We start from the raw sequence: 20670 nt of genomic DNA, 5'->3' as shown, positions 1-20670 counted from the left end.
AATAAAAAAGCCAGCAATAGATGCTGTCTCACTATCTTACTTATTTCACTAAAGCACCCGTTTGTTAGATAAGTTCAAAATTACTGTTATTTTATATCGTTGTTTTCCTTATGATTGAAAATAACTATACTACACTCTTCACACCTTAACGCTGGAACTTTTTTGACTTTTAACCATGCATCACCTATTAATGTTTCACTTCCAAAATCCGCAAAGATGGAATCAGGCGAGTCTGACCAGCAAATTCTTCGAGGAGAGAAAATATATCCTTGCTTCAACTCGTGACCACATTCAGGACACCTTACAACATCGTCCATTGTTAGTTACACCACCTTCTATTTTTCCACTTTCTAGAAGCTTCTTTCTCATTCCCACTTAATCGCACCATAACTCATTTCTTTTATTACACATACGATACCAATCCAATTTAGTTTCAACACTGACTATTTTCTCAAAACTAAGTCTTCAACCAACCTGCCGAAAACATTAAGAAGAAGGCAATTCTTCTGTTATAGAATTGCCCCGATACTGTATAACTTGATTTCGAGATATCACCGTTAGTTTAATAAGAATATAGAAATATTCTCCGGAAATTTGTTATATAAATATTGAATAGGTAGGCTCGTCAAATGTCAAAGTATTGTCTTCCGAAAATCCAACTTTTAAATAAAACTTTTTCCCTGCTTCATTTTCTGGATGAACCGTTAAACGTATACAGCAACAGGCAGGATGATTTTGTTTAATCTGTATCATCAATTCTCGAAATGCTTTTGAACCTAATCCGTTTCGTTGAAATCTTTTATCTATAAAAAAATGAAAAATCCAATAATCGTCTGTACTACTAGCCCTATAGTGCAAATTGAAAAATCCTACCATCTTTTTATTATCATAAATTCCATATGGCTCAACCTTTTTTCCACCAGGTCTCACATATGCTTTAGCAAGTGCAATAGCAACTGGAGGATTAACTGAAGCAACAAATTTCTGTTGTTCTTCGTAAACGGATAATTCAAGAGCTTCTTTCCAATTGTCAGAAGTAATCATTTTTAATTCTACGTTTGACATCCTATTTGCACCTCAATACATATTAAATTGTTTCACTGATTTTCTTCTTTACTTAATAATAAAAGAGCTCCTTCTTAAAGATAAGCCCCCTTTTCCGTAAGACTTGATTTCGAGATAATTCTCAGATTAAGTTGAATAAACATGAATTTTTTGATCTCCAAGTACAATTTCCTTATCAAAATTCATCCCTATTTTATTAGCCACCTTTCTTGAAGCCATATTAGTAGGTTGAATTAAAGAAACAAGCCTATATTCACCTAAAACAATAAGTCCGTGTTCCTTCAAAGCTTTGGCTGCTTCTGTAGCGTAACCTTTTCCCCAATGTTTTCGAGAAACCCAATAGCCTATTTCAATTTCTTCAGCTCCGTCAACTGTTTGTGGTACTAGACCTGCATGCCCTATTTGAGTATTATCTTCCTTATTTTCTAGTACCATTAAACCCATATCAGGACCAATATTATATGTACTATAAATCCACTTTAAAAAGTTATTGGTGCTTTTCGCGTCTTTTGTATTTCCATCACCTATATACCTCACCATTTCTGGATCTGATAGTAAAGAGAATAAGTAATCGAAATCTTCATCATCGTACTTACGAAACTTTAACCTTCTGGTCTCATATAACACTTTTCTATGCACCCTCCTCCCAAGTCTCAATCATCTAAATGCCTCACTTATCATTCCTCAGCTTAGAAGAGGGTACTCTTATATAAGGAATATCCCATTTATCTGAAAACTCAGTACCAAGATAAAAGATATAATGTGATTTTTTGAACTTTATAGTCCCACTACTAATTAGTAGTGGGACTATAAAATTGTTCTATGTAGGGATATTTAGCTCTCCTCAATGCATATTCAAACATATGCGCAAAAGGCATTTTTCGATCATAAGCAATTTTAATAGCCTTCTCAATATTGTACTGAACTCTTCTTAATTGAACAGAACTACCGTTTGTTCCAAGATCTAATATAGCATAGGATGCCCTGTTATCGTTGTCGAAAGATAAGCCAATACTCCCAGTATTCACAATCGTTCTAGATGTGCACTTCCTAACAAATGAATGATGAACATGCCCATAGAAACTAAAATCTGATTCAGGGTCTACAAATAATTTGTCTAAGTCTTCAATAGGAGCCCAAGGGAATATCACTTCATTTAGTGATTTCGGTGAAGCATGAAAAAGGTCAACTTTTCTATCCTCAAACAAAAGAGTGTCTTTTTCAGGAAGATTAGATAACCACTCCTGTTCTTTTATAGTCAAATATTGTTGATCGTAATTGATCGATTCATATGTCAAAATTTCCTTAAAAGAACTGGAATTACTTTCTCCATTATATCTAGTGTACAGATGCTCATGATTTCCTCTAATAATCGAAATAGGTTCTAATGAATTTAATATATCAATGCATTCCTTTGGTTGAGGGCCTTTCATTACAATATCTCCTAAACACACAATTGCATCTGGAGATTGATCTCTGAGATCTTTAACTACCTCTTCAAAAGCTATGGCATTACCGTGTATATCTGATATAAAAGCAATACGCATCTTTAAACTCCTTTTCTCCACCTGTTTTTAAGGGTAATCTAGAGATTATATACTAAAATTTTTTATGACAAGCTCACTATAAATCCTTTGAGTTTTAAATTAACCATACTTTTCCATGTTTCGACATTAATACAGAGTATTCCTTTACTATAAAGGGTGTTTTTCATAGATATCTCGAAACTGAGCCTTCCATAATCCTGCCCAATACATTAAGAGGGGGCAATTCGTCTGTTATGGAATTGCCCCCGCTAGTAACTTAAAACTGAAACTTATTGATTTTCATCCCTTTTCTCACTCAATAATCTTTCTTTATTAGGTTTAGTATCATCCATTAAAAAATCAGCCCATTTTAGACCTAGATTATCGATATTTTCTTGCCAATGCAAAAGGCGGTTATAGTAGTATTCTATCTTTTCAGTTACTGGATCTTGGAAGTCATCTTTACCGTATTTATTGGCTATTGACGTCAATTCATAAATAGGCAACCCTAAAGCATGTGTTTCCACATGTACAGTAGCCCCAGCATGACCGATAGCTTGGCATAAAGTTCCATATTCTATATCTTCAATTTCTTTTGCAACAGCATGTGAATTTAAGATAGCCTTCTTTGCTACGGGCATTTTAATTTCACCTCTTGACCAATCCTCGCAGAGCTCTAGACAATTTCTGGGTCTCTTCTCTTCAGGGTATTTTCCTTCAAATTTTTCTAATGGTATTGCTGCGCAATCTAACGCCCACATGACAAGGGTTCTATGATTTTGTAGTTGAATAAGTTCTTTTAATTCTTGCAAACAAAGGCTATCGCGAGAAAACAGTAATTTATTCTTTTTCTTCATTTTAATTTTCACATCTGAAAACAAAAGGTATCCCCCTCTATTACTAATTGGTTTTATTTGTCCCTTCTTAAAACGAGTAACTTCACCATCATCCTTAGCACTTATAGAAAAATTCCTAAAGAATAGCCCCCAATACAGGAAGACTTGAAGATAAAATATTTTAAGAAAGCCCAGCTATTACCTTTTCATTAATCATAATAAACCCCTATTTGGATAAAGGATTTTAATTATGAAGTTTAGTCGGGTTCTCCACCTTTGTAGAAACTACCTCACCACACCCCAAGCAAAAAATATAAACCTTTTGTAACGCCTTCATTGAAAATTTCTTGTTCATTGGTCTGATGGGCATATGATCAGTACCCTTTTCAAATTCTTCTGCCCCGCATTCCGGGCATTTTCTCTTCATAACATAGACCTCCTAAAACCTAATTTGATCTGCTAGTAAATAACAGTACACAAATAATATCTAACTCAACTATCGATCTGTATAAGAGAGTATTATCTGAAAGTAGGTTATGTTTTGATGAATTAGATATTCTTGTATATAGACCTTATTATATTTATTACGTTCAGAGCTTATTGAAGTTTCAAAAGCCACTCATCTTATTGAATAAACACCCCCGTTAAAGGAAGGCTTGATTTCAAGATATTTTGCCGGAATTATTAACTAACGGACCTTTTAGTGGTGTAAGTGATTGACATCACTTCACCCTTATTCAAAATTAACTTCCAAGTCTCGTGTTACATCTGTGTGACTTGGTTTTTTCTTATACTGGAGTATTCTTTTTAGTAAATAGTTTTCCGATTACTAATAAAAGACCTATAAAAACATATATTAATCCATTAGCTACGATTACAAGACCGACAAAAGCTGACATTATGGCTCCTCCTTGTCCGACATTACCGAAACCCACCAGAATGGCGCCAACAGCAAAGCCAAAACCAACGCCCAGAACTGCTAAAAGAATCCCAGAACACCAGAGGGGGAACTGTTCACTCTTTTGCCATTTTACTATGAATATGTTCGCTGGGATTAACAATGCCCCAAGAAATAAATACATTAAAAAATCCATACAATTCCTCCTTAAAATGTCTCTAAGTCTAATATAAGCTAATCAGAATTACCATAACTAAGACCCATGGTAAAGAAGGCAAGAGGCAAAACAATCATTTCTAAAAACAGAAGGATACTCGATTCTCCTTTTTTGATGTTTTAGACCATCCAGTAACAGCTGCCCGCAACCATCACAACAGCTAACACATTCAGCAACATCCAGTCCACCGTATTTTTCAATAGATTCCACAGGATCCTTATTTGACTACATTTCTTTTCGCTTTGTTATCCCCCACAAAAAGACCATTAAATAGCTGCCTTGCCGAAACATACACCAAGGCCCCAATCGCAACAGCGTATAAATCCAACCATAGCCCATCCTGATAACGTTCAGGCTGGGTAAACAGCATCGATGTTTGAAGCCCACTTATCATCAACGACGGGACCATAAAAAACACCCAAGGGTTTACTATCCACTTCCACTTGATTTCACCTTCCAAAGAACTATGCATCACTTCACCAGCCCCAGCGAGAGAGGCAATATAAAACATTGCCATCCAAACGCTATACAAGGCAATCCCATTATCAAACTCAGGGTGATAGTACTCCATAGAAAAGTAAGAAATCAAACGGAGACCTGCCACGGTCAACACGACAGACCACGCGAAACGAACCAGCTTATAGGTTGGAAAAAAGGACCTCTTGAACTCTTGGTTCAGCTTGCCCTCATCGCCAAATGACTCAATTGCCAGAAGCACAGCTTCCTCTTCTGAATGCCCTTGGATGAGAAGCTCTTTCATATGTTCCTGGAGGTGTCCGAACATCTCTTCTCTCAACTCTTCCTTCTCCTCTTCAGGCAGGTTCTTGGTGATTTCCTCTACATACTGCTCAACCTCCTTCATCAAAAATCCCCCGCAGTATTTTCTATTAATGAATTGATCTGCTTCCAATCCTTAAGTTTTCTCGCTAATACAGTCCGTCCTGTTTCGGTAATAGAATAATACTTCCTCCGCCCCCCAGCGGATTCCGTACTCCAATACGACGTCACACATTCCTTTTTCTCAAGCCTCTTCAAAGCCGGGTAAAGGGTCCCCTCATTCATGTGGTAAGCACCCTCACTCAGTGCCCTGAGCTTCTTAGTCATTTCGTACCCATAGCAGTCTGCTTGCCCCAGGATCGAAAGCAACAAGATTTCAATGCTCCCCTTCATCAACTCTTTGTCCATTGCGTTACCTCCAAGTAGTAGTAATTACATTGTATAACTACTTACATCGTATAACAAGGTAATTTAACCTAAATTATTCCAAAAAAAGAGCCCTACCCCTGTATAGGTGGACTCAATAATAGAATACTTTTTAACCAAAGTAGATTTTTCCCTTTATTGATCGAATGCCTCCGTTTATTTATAATTCGATATCAAGATTATTTTTGAAAAGATAACTTTTACTCATTCTCTTTTTCATAGTATTTTTCTAAAACTCGAACCCTTTTCTCTAACTTCTTGTTTCTAACAGAAACTTCTATATAAGCCCCTACTGCCACTGCAAATGCAAACCAAGATATTAACCAATCCAACTGATTTTCCCTCCGGTACAATATTTTATCTTATTTCAGAAAAGCCCCATTAGTTGAAAACTTGAATTCGAGATATGTTATGTATCAGGTTTCGGATCCATAATAATTAGCTTTACACCCCACACGTTTGAGCATAATACAAAGTCAGCATTAAAGCTGACTAACTTTACTCCCACGGTGACCGTCATCTCACACATAATCAATAACTACTCTTCCTCAACAGTATTTAAAAACCTGTAAACAAGCATTTGATATTGAATAAAAGCTACAAGAGAGCATAAATTACCTAAGCGATAAAATGTGCTGGAAACATCCAAATAAAGAAATGAGCTAATTATAATTGTTGGAAAGATGAAACTATTTATCAAATTGAAACAAAAAAACAAATACTTATTCTTCCTGTTCGTAATAATAGAGTCTTCTACAATAATGGATGACACTAATCCTACTACAGATACTAATAAATACATTACAATAAGGAAAATAAGACCTGATGGATTATTGACCATAAACTCCCTCCCTGTGACCACCAATTACATTATCATATTTTTTCACTCCGACGGTAGGTCTATCAAAGAGGGCAGTTTGATAAATTATTGAACATAAGATTCCATATGCCTAACAATTCACATCTTTAACACCACTCTTAAGCTTATTAAAAAGCCAGCATACAATGCTGACTTTTGTCTTTTTTTTCAGTTTGTGCCCCCGTTAGTTGATGACTTGATTTCGAGAGATATTAAAATCTAAAGCGTTTTATCCATTCAAGCTCTATAATTGAACTTTAAAACAAAAATCATTTATTCCTGCTTAACTTAAAAAACCTAGATACAGTTAGTAAAATCCATCCGGTAATCATTAATAGTATGGAGAATGAAGAGTAAGGCACAGGGGCATTTTCAACAAACTCAAACGTTATCCCAATCGCAAGAGCAATTGTACCAATAAAAAATAAAGATCTGCCGTCTTTATAATTTCTATCCAATAGAACCATCCTCTCAAGTTGTTGATATGCCATTTGTAAGCCATACCCACTTTGCAACCATTGCCCCCTTTACTGGAACACTCGAATTCAAAGTATATCAGCTGTTATTTGTTTTCTCTGTTTTTAAGTTGTAGACGATTTAGAATTGGAAATCCCCATCCTTCATTAGCAGTTCTTCAGTTCCATCTTCTTTAATGCCCAGTACTTTCATATCTTCAGTACCAAAGGTGACGTTGACTGATAAAAGGGAAGTATTTAGCCCCAATTCCTTCAACTCTTCTTCAGATTGGCCATTCCCATTTTGAATATTGGAAGGAGATGCATTTCCGATTCCAATATGACAGGACGTATTTTCATCAAACAATGTATTGTAAAAAAGAGTATCTTCCTGAGCAAGAGGGGATTTGTTAGAGACCAAGGCAATTTCACCTAGATAATGTGAACCTTCATCTGTTTCAATGATATTTTGTAACGCTTCTTGTCCCTTCGCGGCATAATAGTCGGTAATCCGTCCATCTTTAAAAATCAGATAGAATTCATCCACGACACTTCCCCCATAGATAATAGGTTTAGTACCTACCAATTTTCCATTCACCTTATTTCTATGTGGAGCAGTAAATATTTCTTCCGTCGGAATGTTAGGAAAGAAGGGCGTTCCACTTTCATCTCTGACGCCACCACCGATAAAGATGTGGTTGTTAGGCATACCGACGACTAAATCCGTTCCTCGATTATTGGTAAAATGCAGAGTGTCAAACTGCCAATCGTTTAGAAACATTTTCCTGGATTCGAAGGCGGAGTCATGATTTTCCCAGTCTTTAATCGGATTTGTTCCATCTGCTCGCGCTCCACGTAAAATGGCTTGCCATAACGATTGCACGGCTTCTTCCTCACTCACGTGAGGAAATACTTTCGTGGCCCATGCGAAAGCCGGAACAACTAGAAGACACCAGCGTATCTCGTGGGACATAATCTTAGCATAATAACTTTTCAACTTACTGCGGGAGGCCTTTTGAAAGCGACTGATCCGTTCTGGGGAAACCTCTTTAAAGACATCTAAGTTTTCAGAAATAATATGGATGTAAGCAGCACTAGCTTCTTCCCACTCCTTAAAACGGGCAGCTTGCCAATCAGGAAAGTGATTGATAACACGATCTGCTGCTTTTAAATAAAATTCTTTGGTAGACTGTTCATCTTTCCAGTCTATAAATACATTGGAAGCTCCTGCCTCGTAGGCTACCGTTTGGATGAGGCGTGCGAACGTAGCGTTTTGTATATCACTATGAATAATCAATAATTGATTTTTTTGCAGATTTACGCCAGCCCGTACAGCAAGTTCTGCATACTTTTTTAACTGTGCTTCACTTATCAATTCATAAATTCCTTTAATCACTTAATATCACCTCTGTGATGCTCTTGTATATGCTTATTCAAGAATTGCCCCCTTTACTGGAATACTAGGTTTCGAGATATGTTTAATAACAGGATTAAACACTTCACGATATTAATGTTTGTCTTTTCCAAAGATTTTCTTGAGTTTTTCTAGAGTTATTACCCCAATACCCCCACCAATGCTCAATCCAGTAAAAGTTGCCCAATCTATCTCTTTCTCTGTCCATAAACTTAAAACTAATTGGATAATATACAGACTAACTATGTAATAAGAAATATACTTTAATTTATCTTTAATTGTTATCTCCCCCGTTTGTTTAAAACTTGATTTCGAGATTTACCCTTAGTAACGAATATATGTGAAAACCCACTGAATTCATCTCTATGACGGTATGCACGAGTCACGGATTTTTACATACAAAATCCCTAAAAGCATTAAAAACGCCTTTAGAGATTTTTATATCCTTTAATTATTTTTTTATCGTACTGTAAATCATCATTCCTATGCTCACTACTATTACACCAATAATAACAAGCATAAATACATCAAATAAATCCATATTAATCACCTCTTTTATTAAACGCCTTCAAAGCTATAAGTATTAGATAATTTCATCCAAGGTTTTTTAGGAGCGCTATGGATCCCGGCTGTATCACCAGAATCAACTGAAGGAGCTCCGCTTACATCTAAACATTTATCCCCTCCGCGCTTTTCTCTTTGCTTGCGTTTCTCTTCCCATTATTTCTTTACCTGGGATTTAGTAAGTCATCATAGATACTTCTATAAAGAATCTGGTTTTGATATTACTCTCAAATAAAGTTCCAATTTCATTGAATCTTATCATTTTTATATTGGGTTTATTCAACTAAATCCCCCGTTTCATGAACACTCGAATCCGAGATAATATGGAGTTGTTCTTCAACTAACACACCCAATATTTTAATAATATTTATTTTCTTTTAGTTTAATTTACCGTCTCTTTTTTCTCTTTCCAGTGAATGACAATAAGGCTTGCTGAGAAAATTAACAATACCAACATAAAAATTGGTGAGATTAGTGATATGACTCCTGCTTGTTCGCTAATCTTATTAATAAGTTGGAACAAAAAATAAGGCATTAACAGTATGCTTATTGCAAATATAAGAACCTCAACTTTCAACTTACATACCTCCAATTCAAATTTTGACTTTTAATTGTATTCTTGTACGAATAGGAAAGTATCAACAATTCTGCTCGCTAGCGAAAAAGATGAGTATTCCTATTAAGCAATTGCCCCCGTTTACGGAAGACTCGAATTCAAGATGTACTTCGAAATAACTTATGTAATTACATATGCATTTGATCGTTTATAAATGGGCCGTTAATACTTTTATCACTGGAAAAATGAAAAAGATAGCTGCAACAATATATAAATATCCTCTCTTCTTTTGCTTAGCCATTACCTGTTCAACTCCCATTAGTAAAAAGAAGATGAACAAAAAGGGGATAAATAAAACAGATAGTATTCGAACATTACTAACAAATAGATGAGAAAACCCCAGCATCATAGCAATGATAGCTAAGATTAAATTCACTAGTTTAAGTACTTTCAATACTTACTCCCTCCTAAAGACTTCCTTCCATCATATCCTTTAGAACGAAAACGTTATGTAATAAGGTCAAGTTTCCTTTAAGCTATTGCCCCCGTTACAGGAAGATTTGATTTCGAGATATCTTCCTTCACTTATAAATCTCTATATAATATGTTTTATTTTAAAAAGAGCCATATTAATACTAGCGTGACAGCTATTATAGTCCAGAAAATAACTTGTTTATTCCTCAAACTCTCACCTCTTCGTACTAGGTTAATTTTTAAGCAAACGCCCCCTTTTTCGGAAGACTTGAATTCAAGATATTGAAGCAATCTTTAACTAACGCACGCCTTAAGACGAGAAGGATGAATGTACTCTATTTATATGCCTTTGCAAATGTAGATGGTGAAAAGGAAACTTTGTATTTACCTTCAAGTTCTTTCTGAACTTTTTCTGTTATTTTCAATCCCTCTTTATTATGTTCTGCTTCAAGTTCAACACCATTAGGAACTATTCCATCTTTATCCCAATCAATCCATTCACCATACTTCCCAATCCATTTCATTAACTCCAGCTTCAAATCGAGTTCAATGGGAATCTCTTCTATGTCAAGGTTGCAATTACAGCGATTACACCAAAGAGGGTCTGCACCTACATCTCCCTCAATTTTCAATTCATTTGTTTCTTGTTGAATACATAGACATCTCATATTGTTTCCCATCTCCATATATTAAAGTAAGTTGCTCTGTTAGTTAAGAAGGGCAATCGTCTATATTGAACAATCGCCCCCCGTTTACGTAAGACTCGATTTCAAAGTAATATCAACCCATCTTTCTTTAACAATAAGGGTTACATTGGAATGATATTGATCACATTAGCGACAAATTATTACCTTGAACCTTTTTTCCATAAAAGCTCTCTTTATATCAAAGAAACCAAACGTTCCACAGACAAATGTGCCGAAAACTAAAACACCCGTAAGAATCCAATTTTGCCCCCAACTGCTAATTGCACTATAAAGACAAGCTAAAGCAATTACTAATTCTCCATATTTTTCTCGCCATCTATCTAATTTTGATAACCTTTTTGATAACCTTTGACTCTCCATACATAGTCACCTCCGAGGACATTAATTAATATAGAAAAGCCCCCGTTACTTGAAGACTCAGTATCGAGATAATCGCTATAATTTACTGAACCCTCCCCCTTCAACTTTCAAATAAAGAAACCATTTCCTTTCTTCCTGACTCTACATTTGGATACTTATTCAGTAATTCTTTTATAAGTTGTTCTCTTAAAATATCCGACTGCACATAATCATTTCTGAATATTTCAGGTACCCCAAAAGTGGCCCCCCTTCTTCAACTTCCTGCTGTACCGACGTCAAATTTTCTAACTTCCCTTGATAAAAGCTAAATTCATCTTCATTTGCATGCTTAACAGATAGTTTCGATAACTGTATAGCTCTTTCCAAGTCTTCCACTACAACTTGAGTAGATAATCCATGATAGGGAGATGGTTCTTCAGGGTTTTGGTCTACCAACCTTTGAGCATACTCCTTTGATTTATTAAAGTTCCCTAGCTTCATATAGATTTTTTCCAGTTGAATATTTGATTGATACAGATTGGGAACAATAGCGTTTACTTCCAGGGCTTTTTCTAATGCTATTTTTGAATTGGATTCTTTTCTTGCTGCTATTAAGTCTGAAGAAACATTCCTCAACCTTTGAAGAAATTCATTCGAATATGTTTCTAAGCCCATACCCGTAACATTTTTAAAGGACTGGTCAAATCCATTGTTCTTTTTCTCTTTAATTATTTTGGTAATGAGGTCATTTCCTACGTCATTTAGAAGGTAATTCATAAACCACATACTTTGAAAATAAGGATCATAGGGACTTCTGATATAGTCATTTATTTGAGCAGGAGTTTTGATTTGATTAAAGCTCAGATATTCCACTTTTTTTATGTAGTGATTTTCTACTCCAACATTGATACTGCCAACATACGTCGCCAATCCTTCATGAAACCACATTGGAAAATCAGCGAATGATAGGTCATGTTTTTTAATTAAAGTGTTAAATAAGTGATGTGTGTATTCGTGAACAATTCTTCTTTGAAAGTCCTTTTCTTCCTTATCTCCCGATGGAATTTGAATATGTATGATTTGTTCACTTGCATCGTAATACCCTCCAATACTACCTTCAGAAGGTATGGGGGCACCTTCAGGGGTTGGAAGATTGTTGTACAATATAATCTCTGCAGGAGGATTCTCATTAAAATTAAAGAGACTGGAAAACAATTTTTCCTTTTCCTCAATGGCCTTAACTGAAGAATCCATCCACTTTTTGTCTTGTCCCTCATAATAAAAGGTGAATGTCCCTACTTGTTTAGAGTCAAAACTGTCAGTATCTTCTTTAGCTGACGAAGTTTCTAGTACCATTTTTTGATAAAAACTTATTTTATCACTTGGTTTAAAAGAATCTATGCTCTCATGATCTAAAGCTGCCTTTTCAAACCCATAATTAAATAAGGTGATGATCACTGTGGATATAGAAACGAGGACAGATAATATGATTAATGTTAGATTTGTTGAGAGTTTTTTGGGCAAGTATTTCATTGGTTTGATTAGACTTATAATTCCACCAGTAATAAAGCCCAACATAAACAAACCTATTACCAACGAAGCGATCACACTTTGTTTAGCACTTAACCACAAGGAAAAAACAAAATAAATTGTTATGAAGCATAACGAACTCAACACCATTAAGCTAATACGTTTTAGAATTTGTATCCCTCCCATGTCCCATTGATTTATTTGTAAAACAAACCATCTTATTCAATTTTTAAAGTAAAAACTCCTGAACAATCGCCCCCGTTTTTATAAGACTCATTTTCAAGATAAATTTATAAACGACAACAAACTTACTCCTCTTAGTTTTACACAGAAAGGAAAAGGATACTAGATATGTAAAAGGAGTTATACTAATGGAAGTATTAGCTGTCGTTTTAGTTATGATTGGCATAATAGCTGTCCGAGTGATTAGCTTTTTCTATCCAGATTGGAAAGCTATTAAAGGGGAGTACTTGTCAGAACGTAAACATCTTGGATATAGCGTGTTAGGAATTGGCATATTACTTGTAATGTTTATACTAAGTCAATTAATTCTAAGGATATAGGACGATCGCCTTTATTAAGCAATCGCCCCCGTTTTTATAAGACTTGAGTTCAAGATACCTCAATGTTGTTTCCTAAACTATCTTTCGATTAATCACAGAATTTTATTATTCATTTCTTCCATTTTTCCTAATAGCGATAATTGCAATAGAAATCAATAAAATAATACTATTTGCTAATAAAACATACAGAAGGATAGCAGAACCAAATGCCGCTCCTTGGCTACTAATATAAGCAGCGTAGTTAATACCTCCGTAAAAAAACAAAAACGGAGCGCCGATTGAAGTTATAACTAATAAAAACTGCGAAATACCCTTTTTAAGATTATAATTAAACCAAATCCAAGATCCGACTATTAACAATAGAGTTGTCAAAAATAATAAAATCTTTATCCCTCCCTGCAAGTACTGAGTATTCAACTAACCTGCTCCATCAGTTAAATAGGTTTAACTACTGATATTACTTATGCTTATGTATTAAAGGGCTAATGATTTATTGAACAATCGCCCCCTTTACATTAAGACTCGAAACTGAGATATCTAGAGGGAACGGTTACACTAAATCGAGTGCTCCATCCAAACATTCGGTTCAATGTATTTCCCTTCATCCTGCTCCCTATTTACTTCTAATGGCACGATCCCCTCTTTTATAACATAGCTTCCGGAAGAGAATAACTTTAATCCTGTCCATTCTTCCCATTGCTGAATTGAACTACGAATATCCATAGACTTGTTAGCCACTTTAATTATTCTCGCTCCGCTTTTCCAATGGGTTCTTATCCAAGGATCAAAAGGTTCTCCATCGCTTCTCTCCCAATACATATATTCTTTCATTGGAATCAGAGGGTAATGAGATTTAAATGATGGTCGAACTGGAGCGATCAAATGCTTCATTGAAAGATTATTTGCCAGTTGCTTCATTTCTCTTACCATCCGTTCACTAATTCTTTTACCTCTGTATGAAGGATGAATGACTATTGCTAAAGCAGACAATGTATTTAATGTACTTTTAGCTTTATGTTCTAGTATTCCTCTTTCTAATACATCAGCCCATCCAGCTGGTAATTGTTTTCGGCTACCACCCCAGTAGAATGGTATTGAATTACCACAGGCAATAGGTTCCTCCAATTCGTTTAAAAGTAAAAATTGAAATTCTGAGTACAAGGAGACGAGGTCCTCCCAATATTTAACTCCAGTGGTGTCCTCTCTCATAAAATCTGGCCATCCACTACTATGTAAATCATTCAAGGATTCTTTTAAATCTGGACGTTCCTTTAAGGTGACAGTTTTATAATTCATAAGTAACCTCCTGACATTCTTCCAGAAAAGCCCCCTTTAGTTGAAGACTCAGTTTCAAGGTATTTTTAGTTTAGTATCTTATTATCCATGTAAAGCTACTGCCACCTTCTCTTTATTTCCTTTACTACAGCATCTGGATTGTCCCAATGTAACATGTGAGAAGTATTAGGGATTTTCTTTGTATCTGCACCAATTTTTTGCTGAAATATGCTCATAGTTAAGTCCCTATAATCATCCTCTGATTTTGGTAGAGTAGCTCTAAGTAATAAAATCTTAAGGTTATGTGGAAGTTTTTCATAGATATCCTCGGTTTCATACTTGTGCATGCCTTTGATAATATTGCCTGCCGTTTCACCTCTTGCATGCCAATAGTATCTATTGTTCTTTTCAAGTGCTAAATCCTGTGCAGCAAGATCTAATAAGGATGTTCTTCTGGAATCTCCATAAACAGCAACTTCTAGGAATTCTTCCCAGGTTTCTACATGCTCTTCAAAATCTTTCTCATAATACTTTACTTCTTCTTCCACTGTGCTAGCCCTTCTTCTCTTCGTTTGATACCCACCATCGATAAGGATTGTATCCATCACTTTTTCTGAATGATCTAACAAGTAATATAAGGCAACAAAACTCCCCCATGAGTGTGAGAGAAAGTAAAACTCTCTAATTTCCAATATTTCAATTACTTGGTCGACCCAATTTGCCAAAACTGGCGTAGCGTACTTTTCACTATTGTTAAATGGATCTGTCTTCCCATGACCAGGTGCATCTATGCTTATTATTCTAAATTTGCTCTTTAACACTTCAGCGATTTCAATAAAACTTAGACTGGTACTACCCAAGCCATGTAAGCAAAAAATTACAGGACCTCTTTTTTTGCCCCATTCTGTTACATGGACATTAATTTCTCCATCATTGATAAAGTACCTTTCCAATGTCATCCCCCCAATGTTCCACAATTTCCATAAAACATAATAAATTCTTATTGAAGTATAGCCCCCGTTTTTATAAAACTCGAATTCAAGATAATCAAAGCCAGAGATGACTTTTATGCCTCTATTCGAAAGCGCTGGAACCGTCCCTCGCTTTTATGACTGATTAATTTATAAATGAGTTAAAATATTGACTAGTTTACCGAACGGATCTCTAACATAAAAACGTCGAACACCCCACGGTTCTGTAGTGGGTCCATATACAAATGGAACTCCAGCATCTTTTATGCGTGTGAGAACTTCTTCTAAATCATCAACTTCAATTGACAAATCAGGTACTGGTGTGCCAGATCCTCCCTCAGATAAAAAATTTATTTGAGTAGCCATTTTCTCATTAGAGCCATAGGTTGTAATGAATCCCAGATCCATTAATTGCTCAAGCCCTAGTATTTTTTTGTAAAAGTGTTTTGCTTTGGAAGTGTCCTGCGTTTCAATATTTGCAACAATTCGCTTGACTCTCAATTCTACACCTCCATGGTATTTTGAATTTTAGTTTTCAAGTTAACCCACAAACTTATCCTTATATAGAATAACTTCAGGATTACTGCTCTAGAAACCTTCATAAAATTCAGCAAAAAAGATACAAGGAAATGATCCAATAATTAGATCAATATTTCGAAACTGAGTCTTCCACAAACCTGCCCAAAACATTAAGAAGGGGACAATTCTTCTGGTAAAGAATTGCCCTCGATACAGTAAGACTCAGTTTCGAGATACTTTCATTCATTAGAACTTTTTTGATTTTTTAAACCTTGGCTTACTAAAATATGCACCCAAAAGCATAAACAGCAATGCCGTTAGTATTCCAGCAGCTTCTTGGTTTAACAAGATAGAAACAGGAATAGATAAGGAAGATAAAATAAAAAATAGCTTTAATAACATTTGCACACCTCTGCTTTCTCACCCGAAAAGCTAAGTATGAAATTACGAATAAGCCCCCTTTACATTAAGACTTGATTTCAAGATAATTTATAAGTTTATTTCCTTATTTACTTTTTTCTGTAGATAACCACGCGGCTAAGGCTATCATTATGCCACCAGTTATACGATCTAAATTCTTTTTGACTCTTCCACTCAATCCAATACTCTTTAGTTGTCCTCCAACTGCTGCATATACAGTGGCACAAATGAATTCAATTAATATATATACCGCGCCTACGACCAGGATTTGTCCCCCAACCTCACCTGTACCTGAAGAAATAAATTGAGGAAGGAAGACAGTAAACAATAATAATGCCTTAGGATTGGCTGCTGCCACCATAAACTCTTGCTTCGCATAATGCCATGCACTTAAAGAATCTCCATGTGATTCACTCCCATTTAATTGCTCATCCTCGTACTCTTTATTACTTGATAAGATCGTTTTTATCCCAAGCCAGCCTAAGTAAATGACGCCAATCCATTTAATAATGTTAAAGACAAGAGTGGACGTTTGTAGAATGGCATTTAGTCCTAAAGAAACGGCAATAACCATTAATGTAAAAGCCGTGAACCTTCCTGTGACCGCTATTATAGCTATTTTGGCTCCTTTTCTTAGTCCGTTCCTCAAAGAAAGGATCTGATTCGCACCAGGTACGGAAGCCATTAGAAAGGCTGCAGGTATAAGAGAAGCCCACTGAACACCAAGAACCATATCGTTTAATCCGAGGTTTAAATTATTCAGAATAACTACAGACAATGTAAGCAGCAATATAAAAGTTGATACATAGATGTATTCCCTTTTAATAAAATCTCCTCCTACCCTTTATTCCAAAATTAATTACAGGGAAGCTTATTGGAGAAAAGCCCCCGATAACTGAAAATTTGATTTCGAGATATTGAAGCAAATATTCACTAATATTCCCTTAGATTGGACTTTTATTACTTGAAAATAGTGTCATCAATCTTCTTTTCAAAATCCTTGGTTTCTTTCTCAGACATTATAAAGGAAGATATAAATATATATCCTAAAACGGAAGACACCACTCCCCATATCACCATATCAATAAAGTCTTTAGTTTCATTTATAAAAAACAAGCAAAAAAATATTATCGCTCCTATTGTTAAACTTATAGTACCTTTTATCATCGTTTTGCTCATATCCCCATACCCCCCATTAGGAAATTTAATGACATTATTTCGTTAAACTGCGCATTAGTACAATAAGCCACTATGCAGCTATCGCCCCCGTTTCTATAAGACTTGATTTCGAGACAACTTACACTTCTACCCTACTTCACTCTTAAAACCAGAAAGAATAAAACCCCACCCTACGAAGTAGAAGTGAGGACCCATAACAAAATAAATTAAATATTTTTTTCTACAATATTGATCCTTGGATCATATTTGCACAAAATTTCAAAGGTAGTTTCTGAGGTTGAAATAACATGATGTTGAATATCAAAAAGATCTCTACCAGGTCCTGGCTGATTATCATACCAGTCCAGAAATTTAGAATTGGTCATCTTATATAAATACCAACTCTCATCATCTTTCCCGAAATAATTAGTTCGTGCTTTAGAAGCTAATTCTAATAATGAGCTACTCTTCATCTCATCAGTAAAACGAAAGGCCAGGACAAAGTTACCAAACTCATACTTGTCATAATTAAAATGTAAAATACAATTCTCGTTTTCAACCACAATTACTAGACCGTCGTTTGTTTCCCTAAATTCTACTTTTTCTAGATAAGCACCATGTATGTAGTTCTTAGGGTTCCAAACTTCCATATCAGTGTTTGTAATCATTAACATCCCTCTCTATTTGTATCTAATCTTTTCTTTGCCAAACCATAATGAAGGTTCCTGTCCACTGTGACTCTTGTAATACCTAACATTACCTTCTTTCGGGAATTTCACAAACGTAGTAGAACCATCATACTTTACATATTTTTTATAACTAGCACCCGGAGAAACAGTATTCCAAAAATCGCTATTTGCTCGTGATGCTCCACCTGATCTATTATATATTTTTGTGCCTTTACTTGTTGTATGGCTATATGTACTGCCTGATTTTACAGTGCTCCAACCTTTGGGATAACCCCCTGCACATTCTATAATAGGTCCTCCCTGTAAAGATGAGAGCTCATCTGACATGCTATTACTATCCCTGGTTATGTCACCCATAAGTACAGGGTCATCAATACTCCACCCACCATAACACATTGCATTTACGTTTTTAGCACCAAAAAAGAGAGTTGTTGAAGCCAACAAAAGCAAAAGAACAAGAAAAATCAACTTTTTCATAATGTTTGTTCCTCCAAACAATTTATTCAAGGTACTGAAGATAGCCTCTTTTTCCTCCTTAGATTTTTATCCTCTAAAATTCCAGTATCTTGTTTATACATATTTTACCACTAGTAATATTATATATAAACACATTTTCAATTGGGAAATATTGATCTAAATTAGCTCTTTAAATCATAATTTTGTAATAAACATTCCCAATTTTCATTTTCACACAAAATTCTCTCTCCTATAAATGAGGAGAAGTTATATCCCATTCAAGTTGTGTAGTTTATAAAACATTTCTTTAACAATCGTTCCCGTAGAAAAAACTATTGCTGCTATTGAACAATCGGCCCCCGTTTTCGTAAGACTTGATTTCGAGATATTTTATGTGATTTACTATCTTCTCGCATTACTCGAACCAGGCATCCTAATCAAATTGAGAGAGATAATGCCCCAATTAAAACAATAATTCCAGCTAGAAACAATAAATACACTGCACGAGCTTTCCGTTTATTTTGGAACTCTGAAATACTGTAAATTAAAAGCATGGCCCCAATAAAAAACTGAGTATAGTATAAGATTTGTTTGTTATCAGTTATAACGCTAAGAACTATTAAGAAAATAGCTATAAAGGCTGCTACAATTCTAATTGCTTTCATCAGGACCCTCCTTCCTCTTATAACTATTAATATAATAGATGTTACTAATGGTTTCTTGTTCTGCTTTTATCTATGTATGTAACAAAAAAATACAATGACCATGATAACAGTCCAACCAATGCAGTAATCCAGCCCTGGATATTTACTTCAAAGAATAAAACTATGAAGAAATAACCTAAACACAACAATCCAATACCCCTACTTAATTTATAACCCAAAATAGCCCCCCTCTCTAATTAGTGAAAAAACCAATGTTTCTATTGAACAATTGCCCCCGTTACAGGAAGACTTGAAATCAAGATATTTAAGCAATTCCCCTACCCACACGCTTTTATTTTGTTGACTTGATTTTAGGAATGATCAAAATCAGTATTTGTCAATAAACGTACTAAATTGAATTGAAAAACCCACTAATAAAATTAGCCCCACAAGTAAACAGCCAATGTGAATGACCCTTTGAAAAGTTGATTCTTCCTTAAGCTTGTTAATAGTAATTAAAGGGAATAAGGTTAACAGGACACCGAACAAAAGAGCAAAATCCATAATATCACCCTTCAAAAAAAATTGTATTAAGACTGCAATATGGTTATCTATATGTACGATTATTCCTTACAAATGTTTCAATTTTCTCCTATTACATCGAAACTGTGCCTTTCACAATCCTGTCCAAAACATTAAGAAGAGGGCAATTGTATTACTGCAGGATTGCCCCCGATAACTGAAAATTTGATTTCGAGATATTGAAGCAAATATTCACTAATATTCCCTTAGATTGGACTTTTATTACTTGAAAATAGTGTCATCAATCTTCTTTTCAAAATCCTTGGTTTCTTTCTCAGACATTATAAAGGAAGATATAAATATATATCCTAAAACGGAAGACACCACTCCCCATATCACCATATCAATAAAGTCTTTAGTTTCATTTATAAAAAACAAGCAAAAAAATATTATCGCTCCTATTGTTAAACTTATAGTACCTTTTACCATCGTTTTGCTCATATCCCCATACCCCCCATTAGGAAATTTAATGACATTATTTCGTTAAACTGCGCATTAGTACAATAAGCCACTATGCAGCTATCGCCCCCGTTACGCGAAGACTCGAATTCGAGATATATACCGAGAAACGTCGAGACTTTCAAATGACTAGTGAAAATTAAAGATTAGTAGTAAAATTTAACCAAACAAACATTGAAAGGAAAATTCTATGAATATCTTTGAAGGTGTGGATCTTAATACCATGATGTTTATTGGTCCTCTTATAGCACCTAAAAGAGCAACTCCAACCAATAAGTAATTAAAGATTTG

The 20670-nt window shown here is 35.1% G+C and carries 27 protein-coding genes; 1 reads left to right on the top strand and 26 read right to left on the bottom strand.

Annotation, left to right across the window (positions count from 1 at the left end; all coding sequences use genetic code 11):
* Positions 1 to 86 precede the first annotated feature (86 nt).
* The 16 genes from ACXADE_RS07245 to ACXADE_RS07170 form a co-directional block, all read right to left on the bottom strand.
* The gene (locus tag ACXADE_RS07245) at positions 87 to 317 is read right to left on the bottom strand and encodes a PF20097 family protein (protein WP_474979807.1); all 231 of its coding nucleotides are present in this window, start codon (positions 315 to 317) and stop codon (positions 87 to 89) included.
* 280 nt (positions 318 to 597) lie between these two features.
* The gene (locus tag ACXADE_RS07240; protein WP_474979806.1) at positions 598 to 1065 is read right to left on the bottom strand and encodes a GNAT family N-acetyltransferase; all 468 of its coding nucleotides are present in this window, start codon (positions 1063 to 1065) and stop codon (positions 598 to 600) included.
* Positions 1066 to 1191: 126 nt separating this feature from the next.
* The gene (locus ACXADE_RS07235) at positions 1192 to 1704 is read right to left on the bottom strand and encodes a GNAT family N-acetyltransferase (RefSeq protein WP_474979805.1); all 513 of its coding nucleotides are present in this window, start codon (positions 1702 to 1704) and stop codon (positions 1192 to 1194) included.
* A gap of 152 nt (positions 1705 to 1856) precedes the next feature.
* Positions 1857 to 2612, bottom strand: coding sequence for a metallophosphoesterase family protein (locus tag ACXADE_RS07230; protein ID WP_474979804.1), 756 nt, complete (start codon positions 2610 to 2612; stop codon positions 1857 to 1859).
* Positions 2613 to 2881: 269 nt separating this feature from the next.
* Positions 2882 to 3472, bottom strand: a complete 591-nt coding sequence (locus ACXADE_RS07225; protein WP_474979803.1) for a putative immunity protein — start codon at positions 3470 to 3472, stop codon at positions 2882 to 2884.
* 199 nt (positions 3473 to 3671) lie between these two features.
* Positions 3672 to 3854 carry a hypothetical protein gene (locus tag ACXADE_RS07220; protein WP_474979802.1) on the bottom strand — a complete coding sequence of 61 codons (183 nt, stop codon included), beginning with the start codon at positions 3852 to 3854 and terminating at the stop codon, positions 3672 to 3674.
* A 361-nt stretch (positions 3855 to 4215) separates the two neighbouring features.
* On the bottom strand, positions 4216 to 4521 hold the full coding sequence (locus ACXADE_RS07215) for an inner-membrane translocator (RefSeq protein WP_474979801.1): 306 nt from the start codon (positions 4519 to 4521) through the stop codon (positions 4216 to 4218).
* A 238-nt stretch (positions 4522 to 4759) separates the two neighbouring features.
* Positions 4760 to 5404, bottom strand: a complete 645-nt coding sequence (locus ACXADE_RS07210; RefSeq protein ID WP_474979800.1) for a permease prefix domain 1-containing protein — start codon at positions 5402 to 5404, stop codon at positions 4760 to 4762.
* Positions 5404 to 5727, bottom strand: coding sequence for a PadR family transcriptional regulator (locus tag ACXADE_RS07205; RefSeq protein ID WP_474979799.1), 324 nt, complete (start codon positions 5725 to 5727; stop codon positions 5404 to 5406). The genes ACXADE_RS07210 and ACXADE_RS07205 overlap by 1 nt, the downstream gene beginning before the upstream one ends.
* A gap of 218 nt (positions 5728 to 5945) precedes the next feature.
* Positions 5946 to 6077, bottom strand: a complete 132-nt coding sequence (locus ACXADE_RS07200) for a hypothetical protein (protein ID WP_474979798.1) — start codon at positions 6075 to 6077, stop codon at positions 5946 to 5948.
* A gap of 796 nt (positions 6078 to 6873) precedes the next feature.
* Positions 6874 to 7119, bottom strand: coding sequence for a hypothetical protein (locus ACXADE_RS07195; protein WP_474979797.1), 246 nt, complete (start codon positions 7117 to 7119; stop codon positions 6874 to 6876).
* A gap of 82 nt (positions 7120 to 7201) precedes the next feature.
* Positions 7202 to 8455 (bottom strand): aminopeptidase, encoded by a 1254-nt coding sequence (locus tag ACXADE_RS07190; RefSeq protein ID WP_474979796.1) that lies wholly within the window; start codon positions 8453 to 8455, stop codon positions 7202 to 7204.
* Between the two features lie 1346 nt (positions 8456 to 9801).
* Positions 9802 to 10047 carry a hypothetical protein gene (locus ACXADE_RS07185; RefSeq protein ID WP_474979795.1) on the bottom strand — a complete coding sequence of 82 codons (246 nt, stop codon included), beginning with the start codon at positions 10045 to 10047 and terminating at the stop codon, positions 9802 to 9804.
* 355 nt (positions 10048 to 10402) lie between these two features.
* On the bottom strand, positions 10403 to 10699 hold the full coding sequence (locus ACXADE_RS07180; protein WP_474979794.1) for a hypothetical protein: 297 nt from the start codon (positions 10697 to 10699) through the stop codon (positions 10403 to 10405).
* Positions 10700 to 10900: 201 nt separating this feature from the next.
* On the bottom strand, positions 10901 to 11134 hold the full coding sequence (locus ACXADE_RS07175; RefSeq protein WP_474979793.1) for a hypothetical protein: 234 nt from the start codon (positions 11132 to 11134) through the stop codon (positions 10901 to 10903).
* A 186-nt stretch (positions 11135 to 11320) separates the two neighbouring features.
* Positions 11321 to 12691, bottom strand: a complete 1371-nt coding sequence (locus tag ACXADE_RS07170; RefSeq protein WP_474979792.1) for a hypothetical protein — start codon at positions 12689 to 12691, stop codon at positions 11321 to 11323.
* 323 nt (positions 12692 to 13014) lie between these two features.
* Between ACXADE_RS07170 and ACXADE_RS07165 the strand changes: the two genes are divergently transcribed.
* On the top strand, positions 13015 to 13206 hold the full coding sequence (locus ACXADE_RS07165; protein ID WP_474979791.1) for a hypothetical protein: 192 nt from the start codon (positions 13015 to 13017) through the stop codon (positions 13204 to 13206).
* Between the two features lie 105 nt (positions 13207 to 13311).
* On the opposite strand, the gene ACXADE_RS07160 is transcribed toward ACXADE_RS07165, so the two are convergent.
* The 10 genes from ACXADE_RS07160 to ACXADE_RS07115 form a co-directional block, all read right to left on the bottom strand.
* Complete coding sequence (locus ACXADE_RS07160; RefSeq protein WP_474979790.1) at positions 13312 to 13623, bottom strand: hypothetical protein; 312 nt, start codon at positions 13621 to 13623, stop codon at positions 13312 to 13314.
* Positions 13624 to 13761: 138 nt separating this feature from the next.
* Positions 13762 to 14502, bottom strand: coding sequence for a GNAT family N-acetyltransferase (locus ACXADE_RS07155; RefSeq protein WP_474979789.1), 741 nt, complete (start codon positions 14500 to 14502; stop codon positions 13762 to 13764).
* Between the two features lie 95 nt (positions 14503 to 14597).
* Entirely contained in the window at positions 14598 to 15434 is an 837-nt protein-coding gene (locus ACXADE_RS07150; RefSeq protein WP_474979788.1) for an alpha/beta fold hydrolase, read from the bottom strand.
* 168 nt (positions 15435 to 15602) lie between these two features.
* The gene (locus ACXADE_RS07145; RefSeq protein ID WP_474979787.1) at positions 15603 to 15953 is read right to left on the bottom strand and encodes a VOC family protein; all 351 of its coding nucleotides are present in this window, start codon (positions 15951 to 15953) and stop codon (positions 15603 to 15605) included.
* A gap of 523 nt (positions 15954 to 16476) precedes the next feature.
* Complete coding sequence (locus tag ACXADE_RS07140) at positions 16477 to 17124, bottom strand: LysE family translocator (RefSeq protein ID WP_474979786.1); 648 nt, start codon at positions 17122 to 17124, stop codon at positions 16477 to 16479.
* Between the two features lie 227 nt (positions 17125 to 17351).
* Positions 17352 to 17570: a hypothetical protein gene (locus tag ACXADE_RS07135; protein ID WP_326316581.1), complete on the bottom strand. Its 219-nt coding sequence runs from the start codon at positions 17568 to 17570 to the stop codon at positions 17352 to 17354.
* Positions 17571 to 17776: 206 nt separating this feature from the next.
* Positions 17777 to 18217 (bottom strand): hypothetical protein, encoded by a 441-nt coding sequence (locus ACXADE_RS07130; RefSeq protein WP_474979785.1) that lies wholly within the window; start codon positions 18215 to 18217, stop codon positions 17777 to 17779.
* 12 nt (positions 18218 to 18229) lie between these two features.
* The gene (locus tag ACXADE_RS07125) at positions 18230 to 18715 is read right to left on the bottom strand and encodes a hypothetical protein (RefSeq protein ID WP_474979784.1); all 486 of its coding nucleotides are present in this window, start codon (positions 18713 to 18715) and stop codon (positions 18230 to 18232) included.
* A 416-nt stretch (positions 18716 to 19131) separates the two neighbouring features.
* Positions 19132 to 19359: a DUF3953 domain-containing protein gene (locus tag ACXADE_RS07120; protein WP_474979783.1), complete on the bottom strand. Its 228-nt coding sequence runs from the start codon at positions 19357 to 19359 to the stop codon at positions 19132 to 19134.
* Between the two features lie 783 nt (positions 19360 to 20142).
* The gene (locus ACXADE_RS07115) at positions 20143 to 20361 is read right to left on the bottom strand and encodes a hypothetical protein (protein WP_474979782.1); all 219 of its coding nucleotides are present in this window, start codon (positions 20359 to 20361) and stop codon (positions 20143 to 20145) included.
* Positions 20362 to 20670: the final 309 nt, after the last annotated feature.

This window comes from Halobacillus sp. ABR2_026 (assembly GCF_056158545.1).
The sequence above is the reverse complement of the archived record's forward strand: the minus strand, read 5'-3'. Positions and strand labels throughout refer to the sequence as shown.

Bases quoted from the DNA above. Each gene is read 5' to 3' on its own strand.
- ACXADE_RS07165 (WP_474979791.1), top strand. From the start codon at position 13,015: ATGGAAGTATTAGCTGTCGTTTTAGTTATGATTGGCATAATAGCTGTC.
- ACXADE_RS07205 (WP_474979799.1), bottom strand. From the start codon at position 5,727: ATGGACAAAGAGTTGATGAAGGGGAGCATTGAAATCTTGTTGCTTTCG.
- ACXADE_RS07215 (WP_474979801.1), bottom strand. From the start codon at position 4,521: ATGGATTTTTTAATGTATTTATTTCTTGGGGCATTGTTAATCCCAGCG.
- ACXADE_RS07240 (WP_474979806.1), bottom strand. From the start codon at position 1,065: ATGTCAAACGTAGAATTAAAAATGATTACTTCTGACAATTGGAAAGAA.
- ACXADE_RS07245 (WP_474979807.1), bottom strand. From the start codon at position 317: ATGGACGATGTTGTAAGGTGTCCTGAATGTGGTCACGAGTTGAAGCAA.
- ACXADE_RS07170 (WP_474979792.1), bottom strand. From the start codon at position 12,691: ATGTTGGGCTTTATTACTGGTGGAATTATAAGTCTAATCAAACCAATG.
- ACXADE_RS07230 (WP_474979804.1), bottom strand. From the start codon at position 2,612: ATGCGTATTGCTTTTATATCAGATATACACGGTAATGCCATAGCTTTT.
- ACXADE_RS07120 (WP_474979783.1), bottom strand. From the start codon at position 19,359: ATGAAAGCAATTAGAATTGTAGCAGCCTTTATAGCTATTTTCTTAATA.
- ACXADE_RS07135 (WP_326316581.1), bottom strand. From the start codon at position 17,570: ATGAGCAAAACGATGATAAAAGGTACTATAAGTTTAACAATAGGAGCG.
- ACXADE_RS07155 (WP_474979789.1), bottom strand. From the start codon at position 14,502: ATGAATTATAAAACTGTCACCTTAAAGGAACGTCCAGATTTAAAAGAA.
- ACXADE_RS07175 (WP_474979793.1), bottom strand. From the start codon at position 11,134: ATGGAGAGTCAAAGGTTATCAAAAAGGTTATCAAAATTAGATAGATGG.
- ACXADE_RS07210 (WP_474979800.1), bottom strand. From the start codon at position 5,404: ATGAAGGAGGTTGAGCAGTATGTAGAGGAAATCACCAAGAACCTGCCT.
- ACXADE_RS07140 (WP_474979786.1), bottom strand. From the start codon at position 17,124: ATGGTTCTTGGTGTTCAGTGGGCTTCTCTTATACCTGCAGCCTTTCTA.
- ACXADE_RS07115 (WP_474979782.1), bottom strand. From the start codon at position 20,361: ATGAGCAAAACGATGGTAAAAGGTACTATAAGTTTAACAATAGGAGCG.
- ACXADE_RS07125 (WP_474979784.1), bottom strand. From the start codon at position 18,715: ATGAAAAAGTTGATTTTTCTTGTTCTTTTGCTTTTGTTGGCTTCAACA.
- ACXADE_RS07130 (WP_474979785.1), bottom strand. From the start codon at position 18,217: ATGATTACAAACACTGATATGGAAGTTTGGAACCCTAAGAACTACATA.
- ACXADE_RS07220 (WP_474979802.1), bottom strand. From the start codon at position 3,854: ATGAAGAGAAAATGCCCGGAATGCGGGGCAGAAGAATTTGAAAAGGGT.